Here is a 20,213-nt window from a genome sequence, read left to right on the forward strand (position 1 = left end):
GCAACGCATTCGGCGTTTCCATTCATACCCGGGAGCCGTAACGCCTTTGGGTGATCTTGGCGTTGTTCAGCCCACGGCGGCCTCGGTGGGTAGGACTTGGCGCAGGAACTGGCCGGTGTAGCTGTTCGCGACCTCCGCGATCTGTTCCGGCGTGCCCTCCGCCACCACCGTGCCGCCACCGGACCCGCCCTCGGGACCCATGTCGACCAGCCAGTCCGACGTCTTGATCACGTCGAGGTTGTGCTCGATCACGATCACCGTGTTGCCCTTGTCGACCAACCCGTTGATCACGCCCAGCAGCTTGCGGATGTCCTCGAAGTGCAGGCCCGTCGTCGGCTCGTCCAGGATGTACACCGTCTTGCCGGTCGACCGCTTCTGCAGCTCCGCCGCCAGCTTCACCCGCTGCGCCTCACCACCGGACAGCGTCGGCGCGGGCTGGCCCAGCCGCACGTACCCCAGGCCGACGTCCACCAACGTGCGCAGGTGCCGGTGGATCGCGTTGATCGGCTCGAAGAACGTCGCCGCCTCCTCGATCGGCATGTCGAGGACCTCGGAGATCGTCTTGCCCTTGTAGTGCACTTCGAGCGTCTCGCGGTTGTACCGGGCGCCCTTGCACACCTCGCACGGCACGTAGACGTCCGGCAGGAAGTTCATCTCGATCTTGATCGTGCCGTCGCCCGCGCACGCCTCGCAGCGCCCGCCCTTGACGTTGAACGAGAACCGCCCCGGCTGGTAGCCGCGCACCTTCGCCTCGGTGGTCGCCGCGAACAGCTTGCGGATGTGGTCGAACACACCGGTGTAGGTGGCCGGGTTGGACCGCGGGGTGCGGCCGATCGGCGACTGGTCGACCTGCACCAGCTTGTCGACCTGGTCCAGCCCGCGCACCCGCGTGTGCCTGCCCGGCACCTGCCGCGCGCCGTTGAGCTTGTTCGCCAGCACGGTCGCCAGGATGTCGTTGACCAGCGTGGACTTGCCCGAGCCGGACACGCCGGTGACCGAGACCAGGCAGCCGAGCGGGAACGACACGTCGATGCCGCGCAGGTTGTGCTCGCGCGCGCCGACCACGGTGAGCTGCCGCTTCTTGTCGATCTTGCGGCGGGTGGCGGGCATGGCGATCTCCTTGCGCCCCGCCAGGTACGCGCCGGTGATCGACTCCTTGTTCTTCAGCAGCTCCTTGTACGGGCCGCTGTGCACGACCTTGCCGCCGTGCTCGCCCGCGCCGGGGCCGATGTCGACCACCCAGTCGGACGTGCGGATGGTGTCCTCGTCGTGCTCGACCACGATCAGCGTGTTGCCCAGGTCGCGCAGCCGGGTCAACGTCTCGATCAGCTTGTGGTTGTCACGCTGGTGCAACCCGATCGAGGGCTCGTCCAGCACGTACAGCACACCCACGAGCCCGGAGCCGATCTGCGTCGCCAACCTGATCCGCTGAGCTTCTCCACCCGAAAGTGTGCCGGACGCGCGGTCCAGTGACAGGTAGTTGAGGCCGACGTCGAGCAGGAAGTGCAGCCGGGCCTGGATCTCCTTGAGCACCGCGCCCGCGATCATCGACTCGCGCTTGCCCAGCTTGAGCCCGTCGAGGAACTCCGAGCACTCCGACACCGACATGGCGCAGACCTCGGCGATGGACTTGTCGCCCTTGCGGCCGTGGTGCAGCGTGACGGCCAGGATCTCCGGCTTGAGGCGGGTGCCCTGGCACGTGGGGCACGGCACCTCCCGCATGTAGCCCTCGTACTTCTCCCGCATGTACTCGGACTCGGTCTGCTCCTGCCGCCGCTCCAGGAACGGGATCACGCCCTCGAAGTTGGCGTAGTAGGAGCGCTCGCGGCCGTAGCGGTTCTTGTAGCGGACGTTGACCTGCTCGTCGACGCCGTGCAGCACCGCCTTCTGCGCCTTGGCGGGCAGCTGCCGCCACGGCGTGTCCATCCGGAACCCGATCGCGAGGCCCAGCGATTCCAGCAGCCGGGTGAAGTACTCGGCGGTCTGGCCGGACGCCCACGGCGCGATCGCGCCCTCGGCCAGCGACAGCTCGTCGTCCGGCACGACCAGCTCCGGGTCGACCTCCTTGCGCACGCCGATACCGGTGCACGCGGGGCACGCGCCGTAGGGCGAGTTGAACGAGAACGACCGCGGCTCCAGGTCCTCGATCGCCAGCGGGTGGCCGTTCGGGCAGGCCAGGTTCTCGGAGAAGCCGCGCACCCGGCCCGGGTCGTTCTCCGGGACGTCCACGAACTCCAGCTCGACCAGGCCGTCCGCGAGCCGCAGCGCCGTCTCCACCGAGTCGGTGAGCCGCTGCTTGGCGCTCGTCTTCACGCTGAGCCGGTCGATCACGACCGCGATGTCGTGCTTCTCCTGCTTCTTCAGCTTGGGCACCTCGCCGAGGGCGTACACGACGCCGTCGACCTTGGCGCGCGAGTAGCCCTGCGACTGCAGGGTGGAGAACAGGTCGACGTACTCGCCCTTGCGGCCGCGGATGACCGGCGCGAGCACCTGGAACTTGGTGCCCGACTCCATGGCCAGCACCTGGTCGACGATCTGCTGGGGCGTCTGCTTGCTGATCGCCTCGCCGCAGGTGGGGCAGTGCGCCTTGCCGGCGCGGGCGTAGAGCAGCCGCAGGTAGTCGTAGACCTCGGTGATGGTGCCCACGGTCGACCGCGGGTTGCGGCTGGTCGACTTCTGGTCGATCGACACCGCGGGCGACAGGCCCTCGATGAAGTCGACGTCCGGCTTGTCCATCTGGCCGAGGAACTGCCGCGCGTACGCCGACAGCGACTCCACGTAGCGGCGCTGGCCCTCGGCGAAGATCGTGTCGAAGGCGAGGCTGGACTTGCCCGAGCCGGACAGCCCGGTGAACACGATGAGGCTGTCCCTCGGCAAGTCGAGGTCCACCCCTCGCAGGTTGTGCTCGCGCGCCCCGCGAACGACAAGCCGGTCGGCCACAACGGTTCCCTTCGGTTTTTGACCTTTCCCCGAACAGACGTTCGAAAAGCGTAGCGGACCACCGCGCCGGCCCTGTCGGGGAGGGCGAGCACCATGCTAGGGGCGGGCACCGACAATTCGAGACGGGCACACTCCCACGATCGTGCGCCAACGGCTCTACCGGTCGGTAGTGAACGCCCCTACGCTGGGGTGATAGGCCGTTCGGCCGCACACGCCGGGATGAGGTGCCCATGAGCTTCGCTGATGCCGCCCAGGTCCGATCCGCCCAGACGAGCGTACCCGCGCCCCGCGAGCAGTCGGCCGCGGTCCAGGACGCGGTCGCCGGGCTCGCCGAGGTCGAACGGGCGACGGGCGCGTTGTACGAGGTCGTCGCGGCCCTCGACCTGCCCGCGCTGCGCGGTCCGAGCCTGCTGCCGGGCTGGAGCCGGGCGCACGTGGTGACGCATCTCGCACGCAACGCCGACGCCCTGGTCAACCTGCTGACGTGGGCGAAGACCGGGGTCGAGCACCAGATGTACCCGAGCGCGGCCGACCGCGACGCCGACATCGCCGAGGGCGCGGCCCGGCTGCCGCAGCTGCTGCGGGCCGACCTGGACGCGGCGTGCCAGCGGTTCGCCACGGCCGCCCGCGAGCTGCCGCCCACGGCGTGGGAGGCGGAGGTCGTGCACCCGAAGTCGGGGCCGTTCCTGGCGCACCGGGTGCCGTGGCTGCGGCTGCGCGAGGTGTGGTTCCACCTGGTCGACCTCGACGGCGGCGTCGGTTTCGAGGACCTGCCGCCGGAGCTGCTGGAGCGCTTCCTGGAGGACGTCGTCGGCCAGTACGCCGACCGGGCCGACGTGCCGCCCGTGCGGGTGGAGGCGGTGTTCCCGGACGGCCGTCAGCGCAGCTGGGAGCTGACCGCGGGCAGTGCCACGTCGCCGGCGGTGAACGGTGCCGCGGCCGACGTGCTGGCGTGGTTGACCGGCCGCCACAGCGGTGCCCGGCTGAACGGGACGGCGCCGACGTTGCCCAAGTGGCTCTGAGCCGCGTGCAGGCGGGCGGTGAGCAGCAGGCCGACGAGGGTCGGGCGGCTCGCCGTCAGGGCGCGGTGCGCCGGGCGTTCCACGAACTTGGTCAGCAGCCACCCGAGGACGACGGCTGAGCCGAGGAAGAACGCCAGCTCCGTCCACGGTCCCCCGTAGGGCGCGACCTGGGCCATCACGAGGTAGCCGAGTTCCTGGTGCACCAGGTACAGGCCGTAGGAGATGCCCGCCAGCCACTTGATCGGCCGGGAGAGCAGGCGCACGGGCGCGATGTCCCAGTCCCGACCGCCCGCCGCGGCGCACACGCCGATCAGCAGCACGCCGAGCGCGATGGCCGACCTGAGGTCGACGGTGTGCCAGGCCTGCGCCAGGAGGGCCGCCGTGAGCAGGGCGAACAGGTGCCGGTCGCCGAGCCGGCCCTTCGACCACAGCCAGATGGCGATGCCGATGGCGAACAGCAGCGCCCGGTGCGCGCCCAGACCGTTGTAGAGCGTGTTGACCAGGCCCGGCGGGATCGCCCAGTCCTTGACGACCACGGGGACGACGACGAGGGCCCACAGCAGCGCCTTGAGCGCCCGGCCGCGGACCCGTGACGCCAGCAGGGCGCCCGCGATGAACCCCGTGACCTGGATCGGGAGCGTCCAGTAGGAGGCGTCGACCAGGCGGGCGTCCGGGAACCAGCTCTGCAGCAGGAGGACGTTGACGAGCAGGTCGCGCGGGGTGAGCTCGCTCCAGCCGGCCGGTGCGAGGTAGCGCAGCACGGCGTAGGTGCACACGGCCGCCACGAGGTAGGCGGGCACCAGGCGTGCCAGGCGGTTGCGCAGGAAGCGGCCGGGTTCGCCCTTGGCCAGTGACGAGCAGGCGAAGAAGGTGGAGATCACCACGAGCGTGCTCGCCCCGAACTCGAAGCCGAAGACGAACGGTGGCCGGTCGAGCTCCGGGTGGTTCGCCGGGCCCACCCGGGTGGCGTGTTGGAGCATCACGCACAGCACGGCGAGGATGCGCAGGACGTCCCAGTTGATCCGGCGTTTGGTAGGCACGAGGTGGAAGAACCCTAATCAGACGACATCGGAGGAGCGGCGGAGTTCGTTACCAACCCTAAGGGGTCGGGCTGTGGGGATCCTCAAGGGTGTCGGGTCGGATACGGTCGGCCATTGTGGACGTACTAGAGGACTACACGGGGCACGTGACGCCGGGCGGCCCGGCGGCGCGGCGCACCCTCGACGCGCTGACCATCACGAAGATCTCGGTCGGGCCGATGGACAACAACGCGTACCTGCTGGTCTGCCGCGCGACGAACGAGGGTCTGCTGATCGACGCGGCGGCCGACCCTGAGCGGCTGTCGGACGTGGTGGGCCACTCGGTGGACCGGCCGAGGCTGAAGACCGTGGTGACCACGCACCGGCACCAGGACCACTGGGGCGCCTTGGGCGCGGTGGCCGGCGCGAACGGCTCGAACACCGTCGCGCACGCGGCGGACGCGGAAGTCCTGCCCATCCCGCCCGACGTGCTGGTGGAGCACGGCGACACGGTGCACGTCGGCGAGGTCCCCTTGACGGTGATCCACCTGCGCGGCCACACACCGGGCTCGATCGCCCTGCTGTACCGCGGCCCAACCGGCCACCCCCACCTCTTCACCGGGGACTCGCTGTTCCCGGGAGGGGTCGGCAAGACCACGTCGCCCGAAACGTTCACTTCCTTGATCGACGACGTGGAGAGCCGGATCTTCGCCGAGCTGCCCGACGACACGTGGGTCTACCCAGGTCACGGCGACGACACCACCCTGGGGCGTGAGCGACCTCACCTGGCCGAGTGGCGTTCGCGCGGCTGGTGACCCAGTGCTCGATGGATGAGCGGCCGGTCACTCATCGGTGCCATCACTGACGGGGTGACCGGTGTCGTCACAGCTCGAGGCGACCCTTCGATGACGGCCGGCGCGGCACACCGTCCGGCACGCCCCGTCGAGGTCAGAGGTGGTCGACGTCGGCGGATGTCGCGGTGTGCAGTTCGAGGGTGCCGAGGTGCTCCGGGGTGCCGGTGAGGAAGACCGCCTGGTCGTGCCAGCTCGCTGTGATCACCACGGCGCCCAGTGCGTCGATCCTGGTGGCCGGTACGAGGTCGCTGTCGATCACGACGTCCACGGGTGCGGCGGGCGCGTCGGTGACGGCCGCACGGACCCGGGCGTGGTTCGCGGCGGAGCTCTCGCGCGACGGCACCACGAGGCCGCGTTCGCGACCGCCGGCTCCGCCCAGGAACCTGAGCAGCTGGACCTCGGCGTTCTCGACGGGCAACCCTCGCGGGGAAAGCCCGTGTGGCGACCGCACGGTCTTGATCACCAGCCGCGGGCTTCCGGTCGGGGACCGGTAGGTGACGTCGACGGCCCACGGCTCGTCGCCCGCGCGGTCGGTCCCCACCGCCGCGATCGACCCGAGGCCCATGCCCGTCGACGCCGCGGCCACGCGACCGGGGAACGCGGCGAGGTGTTCACGAGGATGGGGGTCGCGGGGAAAACCCGCGGCCCCCATCGATCGGTGGTCCATGAGGCGCTCACCCTCGATCGGCCGAGCGCCGACTCGGCACGGTAGGCGCTCAGTAAATGTACTCGGGATCGTAAGGCCCGCCGGAGAAGCAGACCGAACCGTCCACCAGGATAGCGTAATTGCTACCGTTGGGTGAAACGGAGGCCGCCGCGGGCCCGACCGTCAAACCACCCACGATGCGGGGCAGGCTGACATAGCCGTCGGCGTCGTAGAACGGCGCGAACGAGTGGGAGGTCGTGCCGCCGGAATCGTCCAGCACCACGGTCCAGGAGAACGTGGACACCGCGTCGCGAACGAAGAACCCGGTGTCGATCAGGACCTCCCTGTTGCCGCGCGCGTTGAGCCAGACCCACGAAGTGCCGCAGTTCCCGGAGACCACGTTGTTCGTGGTCAGCTCACCCGGAGTGCCCTTTTTCACGGAATACTGCGTGCCGTCCGGATTGGTGCGGATCTCGTAGCCGTTCGCTTCGGCGACCGCGGCGTCGAAGCCGCCGAACCGCATCGGCACCTCCACCACCGTGGTGGCGTTCCCGCCGCTCGGTGACACCGGTGCGGCGCTGCCGGCAGCGGTCGTACCGATGATCGCGACCAGCGTGGCAACCCCCACCAGCACGGCCCGGCCCGCGCTCCGGAGCCTCGCCGTCCTCGTTTGCCCCGACGTCGCGGCCCAGTCTGCCGCCTTGTGCTGTCGTGCCATTTGTTCCCCCTCGATCGTCCGAACGAAGTTACCGGAAACTCCTCGCGCGAATGCGTCACAGCAATCGCGCACACGTCCTGCTCCAGGGACGTGCCGGTCCGTGCCGACAACCAGCGCCACGTGGAATGGAAACGGGCTGCACGGAACGGCGTTCACCAGTGGTGCGAGGAATTGGTCGAACCTGGTGCACGTTCCGACCGGCCGGCACTGGTTCGAATAGTGCCCCACCGGGGGAATCCGGTGCAAGCAATAAGACGCGCGACTGCCGACCCCGCCGACGTGATGTCTCGCCACGGCGGGACAGCTACGCCGCAAGGCGCACGCATCCGCCGAGGTCCCACTTCCGGACAACGCGAGCCGCTGCACGCCGTGGAGCGGGAATCGTCACCGCTCCCCCACGGTCATGGGTTGTCGGTGCGCGCCGGTTCGGCGTCGAGCGGGATTTCGGTGTCCTCGTCGAACGCGACCGGTCGGACCAGGGTGAGGTCGGTCGGCGTGGCACGGATCGTGGTGATGGCGATGCGGGCCGCTTCCTCCGGCGGGAAGCCGTAGACGCCGGTGGCGATGGCGGGGAAGGCGACGGTGCGGGCGCGCAGGTCGGCGGTAACTTCGAGGCTGCGCCGGTAGCAGGAGGCCAGGACTTCCGCCTCGCCGTGACCGCCGCCCTCCCACACCGGGCCCACGGTGTGGATCACGTGCCGGACCGGCGGGGTCAGGTCGAACGCGGGGGTGGCCAGGGCGGCGTCGGTGAGCCCCGGGTCCAGCTCGCGGTACGCCGCACGGGCGGCGGCCAGGAGCCGGTCCGGGTCGACCACCACCACGTCCCGCCGGGTCCGCGGGCTGATCGTCATCCCGGCGACGGGACCGCGCGGTTCGTCCACCTCACGACCACAGGTTCACCCGATCCGGTCCACCGCGTCGAGCAGGTCGAGGTAGCCGTCGCTCGCCCGCCACAGGCCGTCCGAGACCGTCGTGAGCTTGCCGGGGCTCCAGCGCCGCTCCTCGTACGCACGGGTCTGGCGGCGCAGTGCCCGCAGGCTCACCGCCAGCTCGTCGGACAGCCGGGCCCGCAGCTCGTCGGCTCCCGGCGCGGGCGGCCTGACCTGCTCGCCACGCCCGTCCGCGAGCGCCGCGACGGTCTCCTCCACCAGCCCGTCCGCCGCGTCCCAGACCAGCGCGGGCCGGTCGACGTGGTGGTTCCAGACCGGGGCGTGCGCCGAGCGCCACAGCACCCGGACCGGGTTCCTGGACGCCCTCGTCGCGTTGGCCCAGTGCTCGGCGCCGTGCGGCTCGCTCAACCACGGGACGTCGTCGACCGGCAGGTCCACCACCACGGCGACGGTCACCCGTTCGAGATCACGTGGTGCGCCGAGGATGTCGCCCACGGCCCACAGCCGCACCGCCCGCAACGGGTGGATCGAGCTCGGCAGACCCGCCAGTTCGCCGCACTTGGCCGCCAACTCCTCGACGTGCCGCACCGCCCGTGACCATTTCACCCGTCCATCCTCACCCATCCCGGGGGCGGGTGGCGGCCCGCGTCACCTCTGTCCGGTCAGGACGGTCACGTGGACGTGTTCGGTGAACGGCCCGTGGGGTTCCAGGGCGCGGCCGATCCGCTCGGTGAAGGCGGGACGGTCCGCGGGGAACCGGTCGGCGGGCAGCGCCGAGAGGACACCGCCCACAACGGACTCGACGTCCAGGGTGTCGGTGTAGTCGACAGCGCGCACGTCGACCCGGAACCCGGCCTCGACCAGGCTCCACCGGTACCGCTCCTGGCTCTCCTCGTCGGTGCCGCACGTGCGGCCGGCGGGCGTGCCCAGCCACTGCTCCAGGCTCTCGCGCAACGCCCGCGACCAGTCGCTGTCCTGCAGCCACAGCGGCGTGCCGTTGGTCAGCACCGCCACCCCGCCACCCGGCCTGACCAGCGAGGACACCTCGCGGAACAGGTCGTCGTGCCGCATCCAGTGCAACGCCTGGCCGATCGTGACCACGCCGACCGACCCGTCGCCGAGCGCGGCGCGCAGCGCGGGCACGTCCGCGTCCGTCCCGACGACCCAGGACACGTTCGCCAGTCCCCGCTCCGCCGCCGCACGCCGACCGTGCGCCAGCATGTCCGGCTCCGGGTCGACACCGACCACGGCGCGGACCCGGCCCGCGAGCGGCACGGTCACCTGCCCGGTGCCACACCCGAGGTCCACCGCCACGTCGTCCGACGTCAGCGCGAACACCTCCGCCAGCGCGTCGAACACCGCCGGCGGATAGCCCCGCCGGTAGCGGTGGTAGTAGTCGGCCACGTCACCCCGGAAACCCAGTGCCATGACCACAGGGTGCCCACGGCGGCGGTCGGACGACAGCGATTGCGCTCATGGCCGAAACGGTCACCGGACCGGTCGGTATCTTCGCCCGCATGGAGCAGGTGGTGGAGATCTACACCGATGGCGCGTGCAGCGGGAACCCCGGGCCTGGCGGGTGGGGTGCGGTGCTGCGGTACGGGGCGCACGAGCGCGACCTGTTCGGCGGCGAGTCGTCGGCCACCACCAACAACCGGATGGAGCTGATGGCGCCGATCCGCGCGCTGGAGACGCTCAAGCGGCCGTCCGCGGTGCGGATCTACACCGACAGCACCTACGTCCGCAACGGCGTCCTGTCGTGGATGACCAAGTGGAAGGCCAACGGCTGGCTGACGTCGGGCAGGCAGCCGGTCAAGAACGTCGACCTCTGGCAGCGCCTCGACGCCGCCGCCGCGCCCCACCAGGTCGAGTGGCACTGGGTGAAGGGACACGCCGGGCACCCGGAGAACGAACGCGCGGACCGGCTGGCGGTCCGCGGCGTCCGGGCGGCGATGGAGTCAGATCTGCGGGCAGACGTCGTACATGACGCGGAACAGGCGTGAGGACTCCGGGGTCTGCCCGGGCGGCAGGGCGAAGTAGCCCTTGGCCGCTTCCACGCACTGGGTGAGCAGGTCGTGCTGGGTGGTCAGGGTGGACTCCCGGGACCGGTTGGTCTCCAGGGTCGCGTCGGCCTGCTCCTGCCTTCCGGTCACGTTGGCGAGCGTTCGTTCCTGGTCGGCGCGGGTGCTGGCGATCGTGTCGCGGTCCGTGCGTTCGCCCAGGTAGAGGGCCGTGAAGAGGCCCGCGACGAGGGCGAACACGGCGGCCAGCGCGGATAGCGCGACGACCGGTGCCCGGCTGGGGCCGGTGGTCGGCGGTGGCGCCGCCTGGTACGGCAGCGGCACGCCGTTCGGCGGGGTCGGCGGCGGTGGCGTCAGTCCCGGTGGCGTCAGTGCCGGTGACGTCATCAGCGGCGGTGGCGTGAACAGGCGGTCGGGCTCTGGCGTGGTCATGTCGGCTCCCCGGCTCAGCAGTTCTCGGCGGCGCGGCGGACGGCGGGCCGCAGGGCCTCTTCGTCGTCGCTCCTCGCCGCGATGATCGATTCCTTGGCCGGGTCGGCGCACTTGTGCAGCTCGGCGTTCGCCGCCTCCAGCGTGGCGATCCGGTCGGTCACGGTGTCGTTGGTCTGCTCGGTCTCGGCCAGCCGTCCCTCGGCGTCGGTGAGCGACCGGCTCGTCCGGTCCAGCCGCTGGACCTCCAGGCCGTGCTCCTCCTTCGCCCCGACGAACAGCACGATCGTCAGCACGGACGCGCCCAGCAGCAGCACGACGAGCAGGCTCAGCAGCACGACGGCGACCCGTGAGCGTGGCCGCGGCGGTGCCGGCGGTGACGGGATCGACAGCACGTGGTCGGTCATGGTGGCCCCCTCTTTCCCTTGTGTTGCCTTGAAAGTAGGGATGCCGGGCACCACCGGCCAAGCCTCGGGAGGGCGGAAACTTCCGCTATCCGGCAGGGACCCGGGGCTCAGAGCCAGCCGTTGTCGTGGGCGGTGACGTAGGCCTCGGAACGGGTCGCCGCGCCCAGCTTCGCCACCGCCGCGGCCAGGTAGTTGCGGACGGTGCCGGTGGACAGGTGGGTCTGGCGCGCGATCACGGCCACCGGCGTGTCGTACTCCGCCAGCCGCAGCACCTCCAGCTCACGCGGCGTCAACGGGCACGGCGGCGTGGTGAGCGCGTCCGCCGCCAACTCCGGGTCGACGTACCGGGCGCCGCCGTGCACCCGCCGGATCACGTCCGCCAGCGTGCCGCCCGGCGACCCCTTCGGCAGGAACCCCTTCGCGCCGGCCGACAGCGCCCGCCGCAGGTGGGGCGGCTTGCCGCGACCGGTCAGGACCACCACCGCGCACGACGGCAGGGACGACGCCAGCGACGCGGTCACCTCGAACCCGTCCAGCACCGGCATCTGCAGGTCCACCACGGCCACGTCCGGCCGGTGCGCCAACGCCGCGCGCACCGCCTCCCGGCCGTCCCCCGCCTGCGCCACCACCTCGATGTCCGGTTCCAGCCCGAGCAGCGCCGCCACCGCGACGCGGATCAGCTCCTCGTCGTCGGCCAACAGCACGCGTATCACGGCCGCACGGTCGCCACCAGCGTGAACACACCGCCCTCCTCCCCCGTGCGCACCGTCCCGCCGACCCGCTCCAGCCGCTCCGCCAGCCCGCGCAACCCCGACCCGTGCCCCGGCACGCCGGCCGCGCCGTCGTTCGCCACGGTCAGCCGCACCTCGTCGGCACCGACCGCGACGTCGATCGTGCACCACCGGGCCCGGCTGTGCCGCAGCACGTTCGTCCCCGCCTCCCGCAACGCCCACGACAGCTCGCGCGCCACCGCGGGCAACGCCGCCGGAATTGACACCGTGCACCGCACCCCGGCCGAGGTCAACACCTGCTCGATCGCCGACGCCTGCTCGTCCAGGTCGACGGTCCGGTAGCCGTGCACGGTCTCCCGCAGCTCCGCCAACGCCGACGCGGCCAGCTCACGCACCCCGTCCGCCTCCGCGCCGGCCCGCGCGCCGTCCACGGTCGCCAGCCGCGACGCCAGCTCCGCCTTCAACGCGATCACGGTCAACCGGTGCCCCAGCACGTCGTGCACGTCCCGCGCGAACCTCAGCCGCTCCTCGATCACCGCCAGCCGGGCCCTCGCCTCACGTCCCCGCTGCGCCTGCACCACCAGGTCCCACAACCACACCGGCAGCACGTGCATCAACGCCAGCCCCAGGCCGACACCGCCGGCGATCACCAACGCCCGCAACGGTTCCGGCGACACCACCACGGCCACCGCGACCACCACGGGCACCACCACCCACCACCGCCGACGCACCACCACCGGCGCCGTCCCCACGAGCGCCGCGCCGACCCACGCCCACGTGTCCCACCGCCCCGCCGCCACCGGCGCCAGCAACGGCACCGACAGCAGCGACGCCACCAGGAACGCCACGTCCCACCGGGACCGCGCCGAACCCGGCGTCACCGACGCGTAGAGCACGCCCGCGCAAGCCGCGCTGAACAGCACCACGCCGACCAGTCCCGCCACCACCCAGGCGGGCCGCCGTTCCAGCAGCACGCCGACACCCGGCCCGACCAGGCTGGTCGACCAGGCCACGCCCAGCGACACCAGCGTGAGCACCCTCGCCCGCCGCATCACGCGCTCACCATGCCAGCGACACGCCGACGAACGCATCCACCACGGCGCACGCCAGCGCGTACCAGGTCGGCACCACCAGCTTGGCGCGGAAGTGCACGAGGTCCCAGGCGGCGTGCGCCAACCAGCCCGCCGCCACCAGGTACCGGCCGACGTCGGGGTCCACGAGCAGCGCCACCGCCGCCACCGCGCCGAACACCGCCACGCCCGCCACCTGCGCCCACAGCACGCGGGTGCGGCGCAGCTCGCGGCGCAGCAACCCGACCACCAGGTAGACCAGCGCGCACGCGACCAAGCCCCACGTGCCGAAGCCGGTCCAGTCGTCGCCGCCGTCGGACACGATCACCACGCCCAGCGCGGTCGAGATCACCAACGAGTAGATCGAAGAGCGTTTCATGGACTCCACGGTGGTGCGGGCGGCGCACAACCCACACCCCCGCGGTGTCACGAAGAACCCGTGCGGATCGCACGGCCCGACCGTGCGCTACCGCAGCACGGTCCCCAGCCGCCGCATGCCCTCCGCGATCTCGTCGACCGTGTTGGTGGTGAACGACAGCCGCAGCGTCGACCGGTCCGGCGTGGTCGCGTAGAACGGCGCACCGGGCACGAACGCCACGTCACGCGCCAACGCCGCCGTGATCAGCGAAGACGTGTCCACCCCACCCGGCAGCGACACCCACACGAACATCCCGCCGTCCGGATCGCTCCACCGCGTCCCGGCGGGGACGGTCGACGGCAGGGCGCCGATCATCGCGTCCCGCCGCTCCCGGTAGGCCGCGCACAGGCCGCGGATGTGCTCGTCCAGGTCGTTCGCCTTCAGGTACACCGCCGCCGCGGCCTGGTCCACGGTGGACGTGTGCAGGTCCGCCGCCTGCTTCACGATCACCAGCGTGCGCATGATCGACTCGGGCGCGCGCAGCCAGCCCAGCCGCAGACCCGGCGCGCCGACCTTGGAGAAGCTGCCCGCGTACAGCACGCGGTCGCTCATCGACGCCAGCGACGGCACCGGCTCGCCCCGGTAGCGCAGCTCGCCGTACGGGTCGTCCTCGACCACCCACAGGCCGTGCCGGTCGGCCAGCGCGGCGATCTCGGCCCGCCGCGCCGCGCTCAACGTCCGGCCGGTCGGGTTGGCGAACGTCGGCACCAGGTACAGCAGCTCCGGCCGTTCCCGCGCGATGACGTCCGCCAGCGCGGCGGGGTCCAGGCCGTGCTCGTCACCCGCGACGGGCACGACCCGGGCACCGGCGAGCTGGAAGCACTGCAGCGCGGCCAGGTAGGTCGGCTCCTCCACCGCGACGACCGCGCCCGGCTCCAGCAGGGCGGTCACGACCAGCGTCAACGCCTGCTGCGAGCCGGACGTGACCAGCAGGTCCTCCACCGCGGTCGGCAGGCCGCGCCGGGTCAGCCGGTCGGCGACCAGGCCGCGCAGGTCCACGTCGCCCTCGGTGGGCGCGTACTGCAGGGAACGGGCGGAGACCGCCTGGTCGAAGGCCGCGCGCAGGCCGTCGACGTCGAACAGCTCGGGCGCGGGCAGGCCACCGGCGAACGAGATGACCTCCGGGCGGGAGGTGAGGGCGAGCAGGTCGCGGACGGGCGAGCCGGCGAAGGTGCGCGGCATGAAGGGCTCCTCGAAATCGTCGAGCGGAAGAGGTTCACGCGGTCGTGCCACGCATGAGGTCGGCCGCACTGGGGTCGAGGCGCCACGGTCATCCTAACGCCCGACGTTGACAGCATATATGCCGTTACAGCTATATTGCCGGTATGGCATCTACGTTCGCCGTGCTCGCCGACCCGCACCGGCGGCAGATCCTGGACGTGCTGCGTGACGGCGAGCGACCGGTCAACGACCTGGTCGACGGGTTGTCGGTGAGCCAGCCGACGGTGTCCAAGCACCTGAAGGTGCTGCGCGACGCCGGGCTGGTCGAGGTCAGGCGGGACGCCCAGCGACGGCTCTACCGGCTGCGGCCGGGGCCGTTGGCCGAGGTCGACGCCTGGCTCGCGCCGTACCGGCGGATGTGGGAGGACAGCCTCGACGCACTGGAACGCCGACTGGACGTGATCGGCCGGGAAGACGGGAGTCGCTGATGAGCACCGAGCTGCGGCGGATCGACGGCAAGCCCGTGCTGAGGTTCGAGCGGGTGCTCGGGCACCCACCGGACCTGGTGTGGCGGGCGGTCACGGAGCCGGCCGAGCTGGCGCACTGGTTCCCGGCGGCGGTGGCGGTCGACGGGAAGGAGCTGACGTTCTCCTTCCCCGACCAGGTCACCACCGGCGAGGTGCTGGAGTCCGACCCGCCCAGGGTGTTCGCGTTCCGCTGGAACACCGACGTGCTGCGGTTCGAACTGCTGCCGCACGAGCGCGGCTGCCTGCTCGTGTTCACGCACGTCCTCGGCGACGAGCACGGCGCGGCCCGCAACGCCGCCGGCTGGGACACCTGCCTCGCGGCACTGGAGGCGCGGCTCGACGACCGGCCGTTCGAGCCTCCGGCGGACGTGCTCGGCCCGATGGAGCGCTACCTCCGCGAGTTCGGGCTGGACGAGGGCCGGTTGGACGGCGACGTGGTGCGGTTCGTGCGCGACCTGGTCTGGCGCCCGCTGGACGAGGTGTGGGCGCTGCTCACCGAGGGCGAGGAGGGCGTGCCGACCCGGGCGACCAACCCGCACGTGCCGGCCGGACCACTGGTCGAACGCACACCACCGCGCGTGCTGGCGTTCGACTCGCCGACCGGCCGGGTGCGCTGGGAGTTCCGGCACGACCCCGACGAGGGCACGACGGTGGAGCTGACGCACGCGCTGGCCGACCCGGCGTTCGCGCCGCAAGCGCTCGCGGCGTGGCACGCGCACCTGGAACTGTTCTTCGCGGCCACGTTCGGCGACGTCCGCTGCCCGTGGCCGGAGGACCGGGTCGCCGAACTGCTCGACCACTACCGCAGCTGAGCGTCCACCCGGGCCAGGTGGTCGCGGCCGTAGGGTCCGTTCTCCAGACCGTCCACCAGCACCGCGGGCAGGTCGGCGGCGATCTCGGCGGACCGTGAGGCGGCGGCCAGGGCGACGGTGGCGACCGTGTCCACGTCACCGGTGAAGGCGACGCACGCCCGCAGGATCGAGCTGAGCGAACCGCCGCGGGACAGGGCGGTCAGCGCCGCGCGCACGCTCATCACGCCCTTCGACCCGACCTTGCCCTGCCACGGCCGCGCCCACACCCCGGAGCCCAGCCGGTCGGCGATCCAGGTGCCGACCTCGGCCACCGGCCCCAGCCCGTGGTGGCAGTAGTGCACGGCCAACGCCGCCGCCCGCGCCGCCGCCACCCCGTCCGGCGTGTCGTGGGTGACCTTGGCCTGCACGTCGGTGTGGTGCAGCACGTCGGCCACGGTCGGCAGCAGCCCGGCGGGCGAGGCGCGCATCGCCGCGCCGCTCTTGTCGCTGTCCGGCCGGATGCGGGCCAGGAACTCCGCGCCGGTGTGCACCGTCTCCAGGAAAGCCTGGAAACCCCGCGCATAGCCCTCGCGCGGGTCGCGGTGGAACGCGTCCACGAACGCCGAAGCCACCGACTCGGGCGTCCACGCCGCACCGGACACCCGCAGCTCGGCCAACGCCAGCGTGAGCTGCGTGTCGTCGGTGTAGCTGCCCGGGCGGATGCCGGGGTGCCGCGGGTGTCGCACGTACCCGGCGAGGGTGTTGTGCCTGGTCACCAACGCCGCGTCGGCGTACTCGAAGCCCGCGCCGTACGCGTCCCCGATCGCCAGTTCGACCAGCATGCCGCACACGTTATAGGCCGCGTTATAACTGATTCGATATATCCCGTTTCACCCGGTCGAGTGGTACGAATCTCGTGACCCAAGACACCCCTGTGCGCGAGAAATCGCGTGTCTTCGGAATCGAGGAACACTTGCGAATCACCAGGTTGATCCCTGCGCTCGCAGCCGCGTTGCTGTCCCTGCTCGCCCTCGTCCCGTCGGCGTCGGCCGCGCCGGCGTCGACGTCGGAGGGCGGCGTGACGCCGTACATCATCGGCGGCGGCTACGCGAGCAACGCCCCGTGGGCGGCCAGGCTGTTCTCCAACGGCAGGCAGACGTGCAGCGCGACCATCATCGCGCCCACGTGGATCCTGACCGCGAGGCACTGCGTCAGCGGCGGCGGGCTGTCGTTCCGCATCGGCAGCCTCGACCAGACGTCCGGCGGCACGGTGGCCAACGGCGTGCAGACCCACAACCACTCGTCGGACCTGTCGCTGGTCCGGCTCGACCGCTCCGTGTCCGCGACCTACGCCCGGCTCGGCCAGCCGGGTTCGGTCACCGTGGGCCAGAACGTGCAGGTCTACGGCTGGGGCGCGACGTCCCAGTGCGGCTCGGAGATCAACTGCCAGTCGCAGTACCTGAAGGTCGCGAACGTGACCGTCACCGGCGGCTGCACCGACGCCTACGGCGGCAACGCGATCTGCGCCCGGCGCGGTGACGGCATCACCGCGGGCGGCGACTCGGGCGGCCCGATGATGGCGGGCGGCGTGCAGGTCGGCGTCGCGTCCACCAGCGACCGGCAGACCACCACCGCCTACACCAACGTGACGCGGTACCGGTCGTGGATCCAGTCCATCGCCGGGGTCTGATCCGGTAGCACGGCCCGCTCGCGCGACGCGGTCACAGCGCACCCCAGTCGCGCGAGCGGGCCATCAGGTGCCCGTGCACCAGGGCCACCGACTGGTTCGCCAGCCCACCGACCCGGGTGGCCGGGACGAACGTGGACAGCAGGTCGAGGTTTGTCACCGCGCAACTCCGCCCTACTCCGTGGAGGCGCGGTTGCGCGAGCTGGGCGCGGTGCCGCAGACCGGTCCGGCCTGGTCGAGCACCGTCGTCGTGGACGGCAACCTGGTCACCGGCCAGAATCCTCAGTCCAGTGTGGACACCGCGCGGCTGGTGCTGGAAGCCTTGTCGTAGGCCGATCTCGCGGCCTCGATCTCGTCGTCGTGCCGCAGCACCCACTGTCCCAACGGGACGACGAGCTCCAGCAGGGAACGGCCCAGCGCGGTCGCCGAGTACGTCACACCGGCGGCCTTGCCTGGCCGCACCTCCCGGCTGACCAGGCCGTCGCGCTCCAGGGCGCGCAGGGTGCGGATGAGGATGCGGCGGCTCAGCTCGTGCACCGCGCGGTCCAGCTCGTTGAAGCCGTAGGGGCGTTCGGCGACCAGGACCAGCACCAGCAGGCTCCACTTGTCGCCGACCCTGGCCAGCACGTCGGACACCCGGCAGGCGGCGCGGTCGGCGGCCGTGACCGGCACCGGGACCAGTGACATGGATGTGCCTTCTTCCGGGTCGTCGTCTCGCCGTCCAAGCTCCAGGTTATGGCGAACGCGGTGATCACGGGCGGCACGAACGGCATCGGCCGGAGCTTGGCGGCACGACTGGCGCGGGAGGGGCACCGCGTCGCGGTGGTGGGCCGGTCGACCACGGCCCCGGACGGGGTCGAGCTGATCCGGGGCGACCTGAGCACGGTCGCGGGCACCGCGGCGGTGGCCGACCAGGTGGCGTCGCGGTTCGACGTGGTCGACCACCTCGTGCTCGGCGCGGGCCGGTTCAACCGCCGCCGCGTGATCACCGCAGACGGCTTGGAGCACTCGTTCGCGCTCTACGCGGTGAGCCGCTTCGCGCTGGTGGAACGGTTGCTGCCGGTGTTGGAGCGGTCGGCGGCGCCGGTGGTGGTGAGCCTGTGCGGCGTGGCCGGGCTGAAGGGGCCGGGCATCCAGTGGGACGACCTCGCGCTGAGCCGCGGGTTCCGGGCGTTCCGGGCGGTCAGCCAGGGCGCGCGGGCGGCCGACCTGCTCGGCGCCGGTTTCGCCGACCGGCACCCGGGCAGTGCCGTGCGGTACGTGCTGCACAACCCGATGTTCGTGGACAGCGGGCTCGGCGAGCAGGTGGGCGGTCTGCGCGGCCGGGCGCTGGACCTGACGGCCCGGTTGTTCGCCCGGTCGGCCGACGACGCGGCGGGCCAGGTCCACCGGTTCCTGGCCGACCCGCCCACCGCGCCGCTCACCGCGTCCCGCGCGGGCAAGCCGGTCGACCCGGCCCGGCCCGAGTTCGACCGGGCCACCGCCGCCCGCCTCTACACGGTGCTGGACGGCATCACCGCCTCGGCGCGGTGACGCGGCACGAGCGCGAGCACCACGCCGCCGACGACGGTCGCGAGCCCGCCGACCGCCAGTGCCCCCGGAGCGCCGAAACCCGTGCCCGCCAACGCGATCAGCGCCGCGAGCCCCATGGAACCGCCGACCTGCTGTGACGTGGTGGCCAGCGCGGACGCCACCCCCTGTTCGGCGTCGGCCACCCCGGACGAGGCGGCCACGAACATCGCCGGGAACGTCAGCCCGCCGCCGACACCCCACACCACCAACCCCGGCAGCAGGACCCAGAACCCGCCGCCCCACGCCATCCCCCCGGCCAGCAGCGCGATGCCGACGCCGTTGACGACCATGCCGACGACCAGCGTGGTCCGCACACCCCACCGGGCGATCGCCGCACCGGTGCCCTTGAGCGACGCGGTCATCGACATCAGGGTCAGCGGCACGAACGCCAACCCGGCGGCCAGCGGCCGGTAGCCCAACGCGCCCTGCAGGTGCGTGGTGAACAGGTAGTAGGCGCCGCCCAGCGAGCTCTGGAACAGCAGCACCACGCCGATCGCGCGGACCAGCGCCCGGTTGCCGAACAACCGCAACGGCACCAGCGGGTCGCGGGTCCGCCGTTCCACGGCCACGAACGCGCCCAGCACGGCCACCCCGCCCGCCACCGCGATCCCGCCTCGCACCCAACCCGTCTCCGGGCCCGTGACCAGCCCGAACACCAGCAGCACCGACCCGGCCGTGGCCAGTACCGCGCCCGGCACGTCGAAGCGCTGCCGCGCGCCACCGACCCGGTCGGCAGGTAGCACCGACACGGCCGTCACGGCGGCGCCCAACGCCAGCGGCACCAGGACGAACAACGTCCACTCCCAGCCGAGCGCGTCGGTCAGCACGCCGCCGAGCAACGCGCCCGCCGCCAACCCGCCGCTGCCCGCCGCGCCCCACACCGACAACGCGCGCGTCCGCGCCGGGCCTTCGGTGAACGTCGTGCTGATCAACGCCAACGTCGCCGGCGTCAGCAACGCGCCGCCGACACCCTGCACCGCCCGTGCCGCGACCAGCACGCCCGGCGCCGTCGCCAGCCCGCCGACCAGGCACGCCACCCCGAACACCACCAGACCGGCGACGAACGCCCGGCGCGCGCCGAGCCGGTCGACCACCCGCCCCGCGCACAGCAGGAACCCGCCGAACGCGACGGCGTAGGCGCTGACCACCCATTGCAGGGACTGACTGGAGAAGCCGAGCGCACGCCCCACGTCGGGCAGCGCCACGTACACGATGTTGTAGTCCACGGCCACGATGAACTGGGCAAACGCCAGCAACGCGATCGCGAGCCCGGCACGGGCGCGTGCCGGGACCACTGTGGTGTCCACGCG

At 72.0% G+C, this 20,213-nt stretch carries 23 protein-coding genes and 1 pseudogene; 7 read left to right on the forward strand and 17 right to left on the reverse strand.

Annotated features, from left to right (window positions below; genetic code table 11):
- Window positions 1-66: 66 nt before the first annotated feature.
- On the reverse strand, window positions 67-2,940 hold the full coding sequence (gene uvrA / locus B0I31_RS38545; RefSeq protein WP_106620321.1) for an excinuclease ABC subunit UvrA: 2,874 nt from the start codon (window positions 2,938-2,940) through the stop codon (window positions 67-69).
- A gap of 230 nt (window positions 2,941-3,170) precedes the next feature.
- Between uvrA and B0I31_RS38550 the strand changes: the two genes are divergently transcribed.
- Window positions 3,171-3,962 (forward strand): maleylpyruvate isomerase family mycothiol-dependent enzyme, encoded by a 792-nt coding sequence (locus B0I31_RS38550; protein WP_106620322.1) that lies wholly within the window; start codon window positions 3,171-3,173, stop codon window positions 3,960-3,962.
- A 101-nt stretch (window positions 3,963-4,063) separates the two neighbouring features.
- Here B0I31_RS38550 and B0I31_RS42405 read toward each other — a convergent pair.
- Window positions 4,064-5,002 (reverse strand): annotated as a pseudogene (locus B0I31_RS42405) (acyltransferase family protein); the annotation flags it as partial.
- A gap of 116 nt (window positions 5,003-5,118) precedes the next feature.
- Here B0I31_RS42405 and B0I31_RS38560 point away from each other — a divergent pair.
- On the forward strand, window positions 5,119-5,796 hold the full coding sequence (locus tag B0I31_RS38560; RefSeq protein WP_106620324.1) for an MBL fold metallo-hydrolase: 678 nt from the start codon (window positions 5,119-5,121) through the stop codon (window positions 5,794-5,796).
- A gap of 133 nt (window positions 5,797-5,929) precedes the next feature.
- On the opposite strand, the gene B0I31_RS38565 is transcribed toward B0I31_RS38560, so the two are convergent.
- The 5 genes from B0I31_RS38565 to B0I31_RS38585 all read right to left on the reverse strand — a co-directional run bounded on the left by B0I31_RS38565 (window position 5,930) and on the right by B0I31_RS38585 (window position 9,517).
- Window positions 5,930-6,502, reverse strand: coding sequence for a hypothetical protein (locus B0I31_RS38565; protein ID WP_146174115.1), 573 nt, complete (start codon window positions 6,500-6,502; stop codon window positions 5,930-5,932).
- A 49-nt stretch (window positions 6,503-6,551) separates the two neighbouring features.
- Window positions 6,552-7,199 (reverse strand): hypothetical protein, encoded by a 648-nt coding sequence (locus B0I31_RS38570; RefSeq protein ID WP_146174116.1) that lies wholly within the window; start codon window positions 7,197-7,199, stop codon window positions 6,552-6,554.
- Between the two features lie 401 nt (window positions 7,200-7,600).
- The gene (locus tag B0I31_RS38575) at window positions 7,601-8,080 is read right to left on the reverse strand and encodes a macro domain-containing protein (RefSeq protein WP_245950766.1); all 480 of its coding nucleotides are present in this window, start codon (window positions 8,078-8,080) and stop codon (window positions 7,601-7,603) included.
- 15 nt (window positions 8,081-8,095) lie between these two features.
- Complete coding sequence (locus B0I31_RS38580; RefSeq protein ID WP_146174117.1) at window positions 8,096-8,695, reverse strand: DUF7711 family protein; 600 nt, start codon at window positions 8,693-8,695, stop codon at window positions 8,096-8,098.
- Between the two features lie 42 nt (window positions 8,696-8,737).
- Window positions 8,738-9,517 carry a class I SAM-dependent methyltransferase gene (locus tag B0I31_RS38585; RefSeq protein ID WP_106620358.1) on the reverse strand — a complete coding sequence of 260 codons (780 nt, stop codon included), beginning with the start codon at window positions 9,515-9,517 and terminating at the stop codon, window positions 8,738-8,740.
- An 89-nt stretch (window positions 9,518-9,606) separates the two neighbouring features.
- Here B0I31_RS38585 and rnhA point away from each other — a divergent pair, with 89 nt between their 5' ends.
- Window positions 9,607-10,092 carry a ribonuclease HI gene (gene rnhA, locus B0I31_RS38590; protein ID WP_106620359.1) on the forward strand — a complete coding sequence of 162 codons (486 nt, stop codon included), beginning with the start codon at window positions 9,607-9,609 and terminating at the stop codon, window positions 10,090-10,092.
- Here rnhA and B0I31_RS38595 read toward each other — a convergent pair.
- From B0I31_RS38595 to B0I31_RS38620, 6 genes are all read right to left on the reverse strand, one after another.
- Entirely contained in the window at window positions 10,048-10,542 is a 495-nt protein-coding gene (locus tag B0I31_RS38595) for a hypothetical protein (RefSeq protein ID WP_106620328.1), read from the reverse strand. The genes rnhA and B0I31_RS38595 overlap by 45 nt on opposite strands.
- Before the next feature lie 14 nt (window positions 10,543-10,556).
- Complete coding sequence (locus B0I31_RS38600) at window positions 10,557-10,946, reverse strand: hypothetical protein (RefSeq protein WP_106620329.1); 390 nt, start codon at window positions 10,944-10,946, stop codon at window positions 10,557-10,559.
- 107 nt (window positions 10,947-11,053) lie between these two features.
- Window positions 11,054-11,659: a response regulator transcription factor gene (locus tag B0I31_RS38605; RefSeq protein WP_106620330.1), complete on the reverse strand. Its 606-nt coding sequence runs from the start codon at window positions 11,657-11,659 to the stop codon at window positions 11,054-11,056.
- Complete coding sequence (locus B0I31_RS38610; RefSeq protein WP_106620331.1) at window positions 11,656-12,729, reverse strand: sensor histidine kinase; 1,074 nt, start codon at window positions 12,727-12,729, stop codon at window positions 11,656-11,658. The genes B0I31_RS38605 and B0I31_RS38610 overlap by 4 nt, the downstream gene beginning before the upstream one ends.
- Before the next feature lie 7 nt (window positions 12,730-12,736).
- Window positions 12,737-13,126 carry a hypothetical protein gene (locus B0I31_RS38615; protein WP_106620332.1) on the reverse strand — a complete coding sequence of 130 codons (390 nt, stop codon included), beginning with the start codon at window positions 13,124-13,126 and terminating at the stop codon, window positions 12,737-12,739.
- An 87-nt stretch (window positions 13,127-13,213) separates the two neighbouring features.
- The gene (locus B0I31_RS38620; protein WP_106620333.1) at window positions 13,214-14,347 is read right to left on the reverse strand and encodes an aminotransferase-like domain-containing protein; all 1,134 of its coding nucleotides are present in this window, start codon (window positions 14,345-14,347) and stop codon (window positions 13,214-13,216) included.
- A 143-nt stretch (window positions 14,348-14,490) separates the two neighbouring features.
- On the opposite strand from B0I31_RS38620, the gene B0I31_RS38625 reads away from it, so the two are divergent.
- Both B0I31_RS38625 and B0I31_RS38630 read left to right on the forward strand, forming a co-directional pair.
- Window positions 14,491-14,814, forward strand: a complete 324-nt coding sequence (locus B0I31_RS38625) for an ArsR/SmtB family transcription factor (RefSeq protein WP_106620334.1) — start codon at window positions 14,491-14,493, stop codon at window positions 14,812-14,814.
- Entirely contained in the window at window positions 14,814-15,665 is an 852-nt protein-coding gene (locus B0I31_RS38630) for an SRPBCC family protein (protein ID WP_106620335.1), read from the forward strand. Before B0I31_RS38625 ends, B0I31_RS38630 begins: the two co-directional genes overlap by 1 nt.
- On the opposite strand, the gene B0I31_RS38635 is transcribed toward B0I31_RS38630, so the two are convergent.
- On the reverse strand, window positions 15,653-16,486 hold the full coding sequence (locus B0I31_RS38635) for an ADP-ribosylglycohydrolase family protein (RefSeq protein WP_106620336.1): 834 nt from the start codon (window positions 16,484-16,486) through the stop codon (window positions 15,653-15,655). The two genes, B0I31_RS38630 and B0I31_RS38635, sit on opposite strands and share 13 nt — an antisense overlap.
- Window positions 16,487-16,617: 131 nt before the next feature.
- Here B0I31_RS38635 and B0I31_RS38640 point away from each other — a divergent pair, with 131 nt between their 5' ends.
- Window positions 16,618-17,334, forward strand: coding sequence for a S1 family peptidase (locus tag B0I31_RS38640; RefSeq protein WP_106620337.1), 717 nt, complete (start codon window positions 16,618-16,620; stop codon window positions 17,332-17,334).
- 31 nt (window positions 17,335-17,365) lie between these two features.
- On the opposite strand, the gene B0I31_RS42850 is transcribed toward B0I31_RS38640, so the two are convergent.
- Together B0I31_RS42850 and B0I31_RS38650 are read right to left on the reverse strand one after the other, a co-directional pair.
- Entirely contained in the window at window positions 17,366-17,491 is a 126-nt protein-coding gene (locus B0I31_RS42850; RefSeq protein ID WP_281262343.1) for a hypothetical protein, read from the reverse strand.
- Between the two features lie 122 nt (window positions 17,492-17,613).
- Complete coding sequence (locus tag B0I31_RS38650) at window positions 17,614-18,018, reverse strand: winged helix-turn-helix transcriptional regulator (protein ID WP_106620338.1); 405 nt, start codon at window positions 18,016-18,018, stop codon at window positions 17,614-17,616.
- Between the two features lie 48 nt (window positions 18,019-18,066).
- Here B0I31_RS38650 and B0I31_RS38655 point away from each other — a divergent pair, with 48 nt between their 5' ends.
- Window positions 18,067-18,864 carry an SDR family NAD(P)-dependent oxidoreductase gene (locus B0I31_RS38655; RefSeq protein WP_106620339.1) on the forward strand — a complete coding sequence of 266 codons (798 nt, stop codon included), beginning with the start codon at window positions 18,067-18,069 and terminating at the stop codon, window positions 18,862-18,864.
- On the opposite strand, the gene B0I31_RS38660 is transcribed toward B0I31_RS38655, so the two are convergent.
- Window positions 18,825-20,210, reverse strand: a complete 1,386-nt coding sequence (locus B0I31_RS38660; RefSeq protein WP_219910996.1) for an MFS transporter — start codon at window positions 20,208-20,210, stop codon at window positions 18,825-18,827. The genes B0I31_RS38655 and B0I31_RS38660 overlap by 40 nt on opposite strands.
- Between the last annotated feature and the right edge of the window lie 3 nt (window positions 20,211-20,213).

The organism is Saccharothrix carnea (assembly GCF_003014735.1).
Lineage (GTDB): Bacteria > Actinomycetota > Actinomycetes > Mycobacteriales > Pseudonocardiaceae > Actinosynnema > Actinosynnema carneum.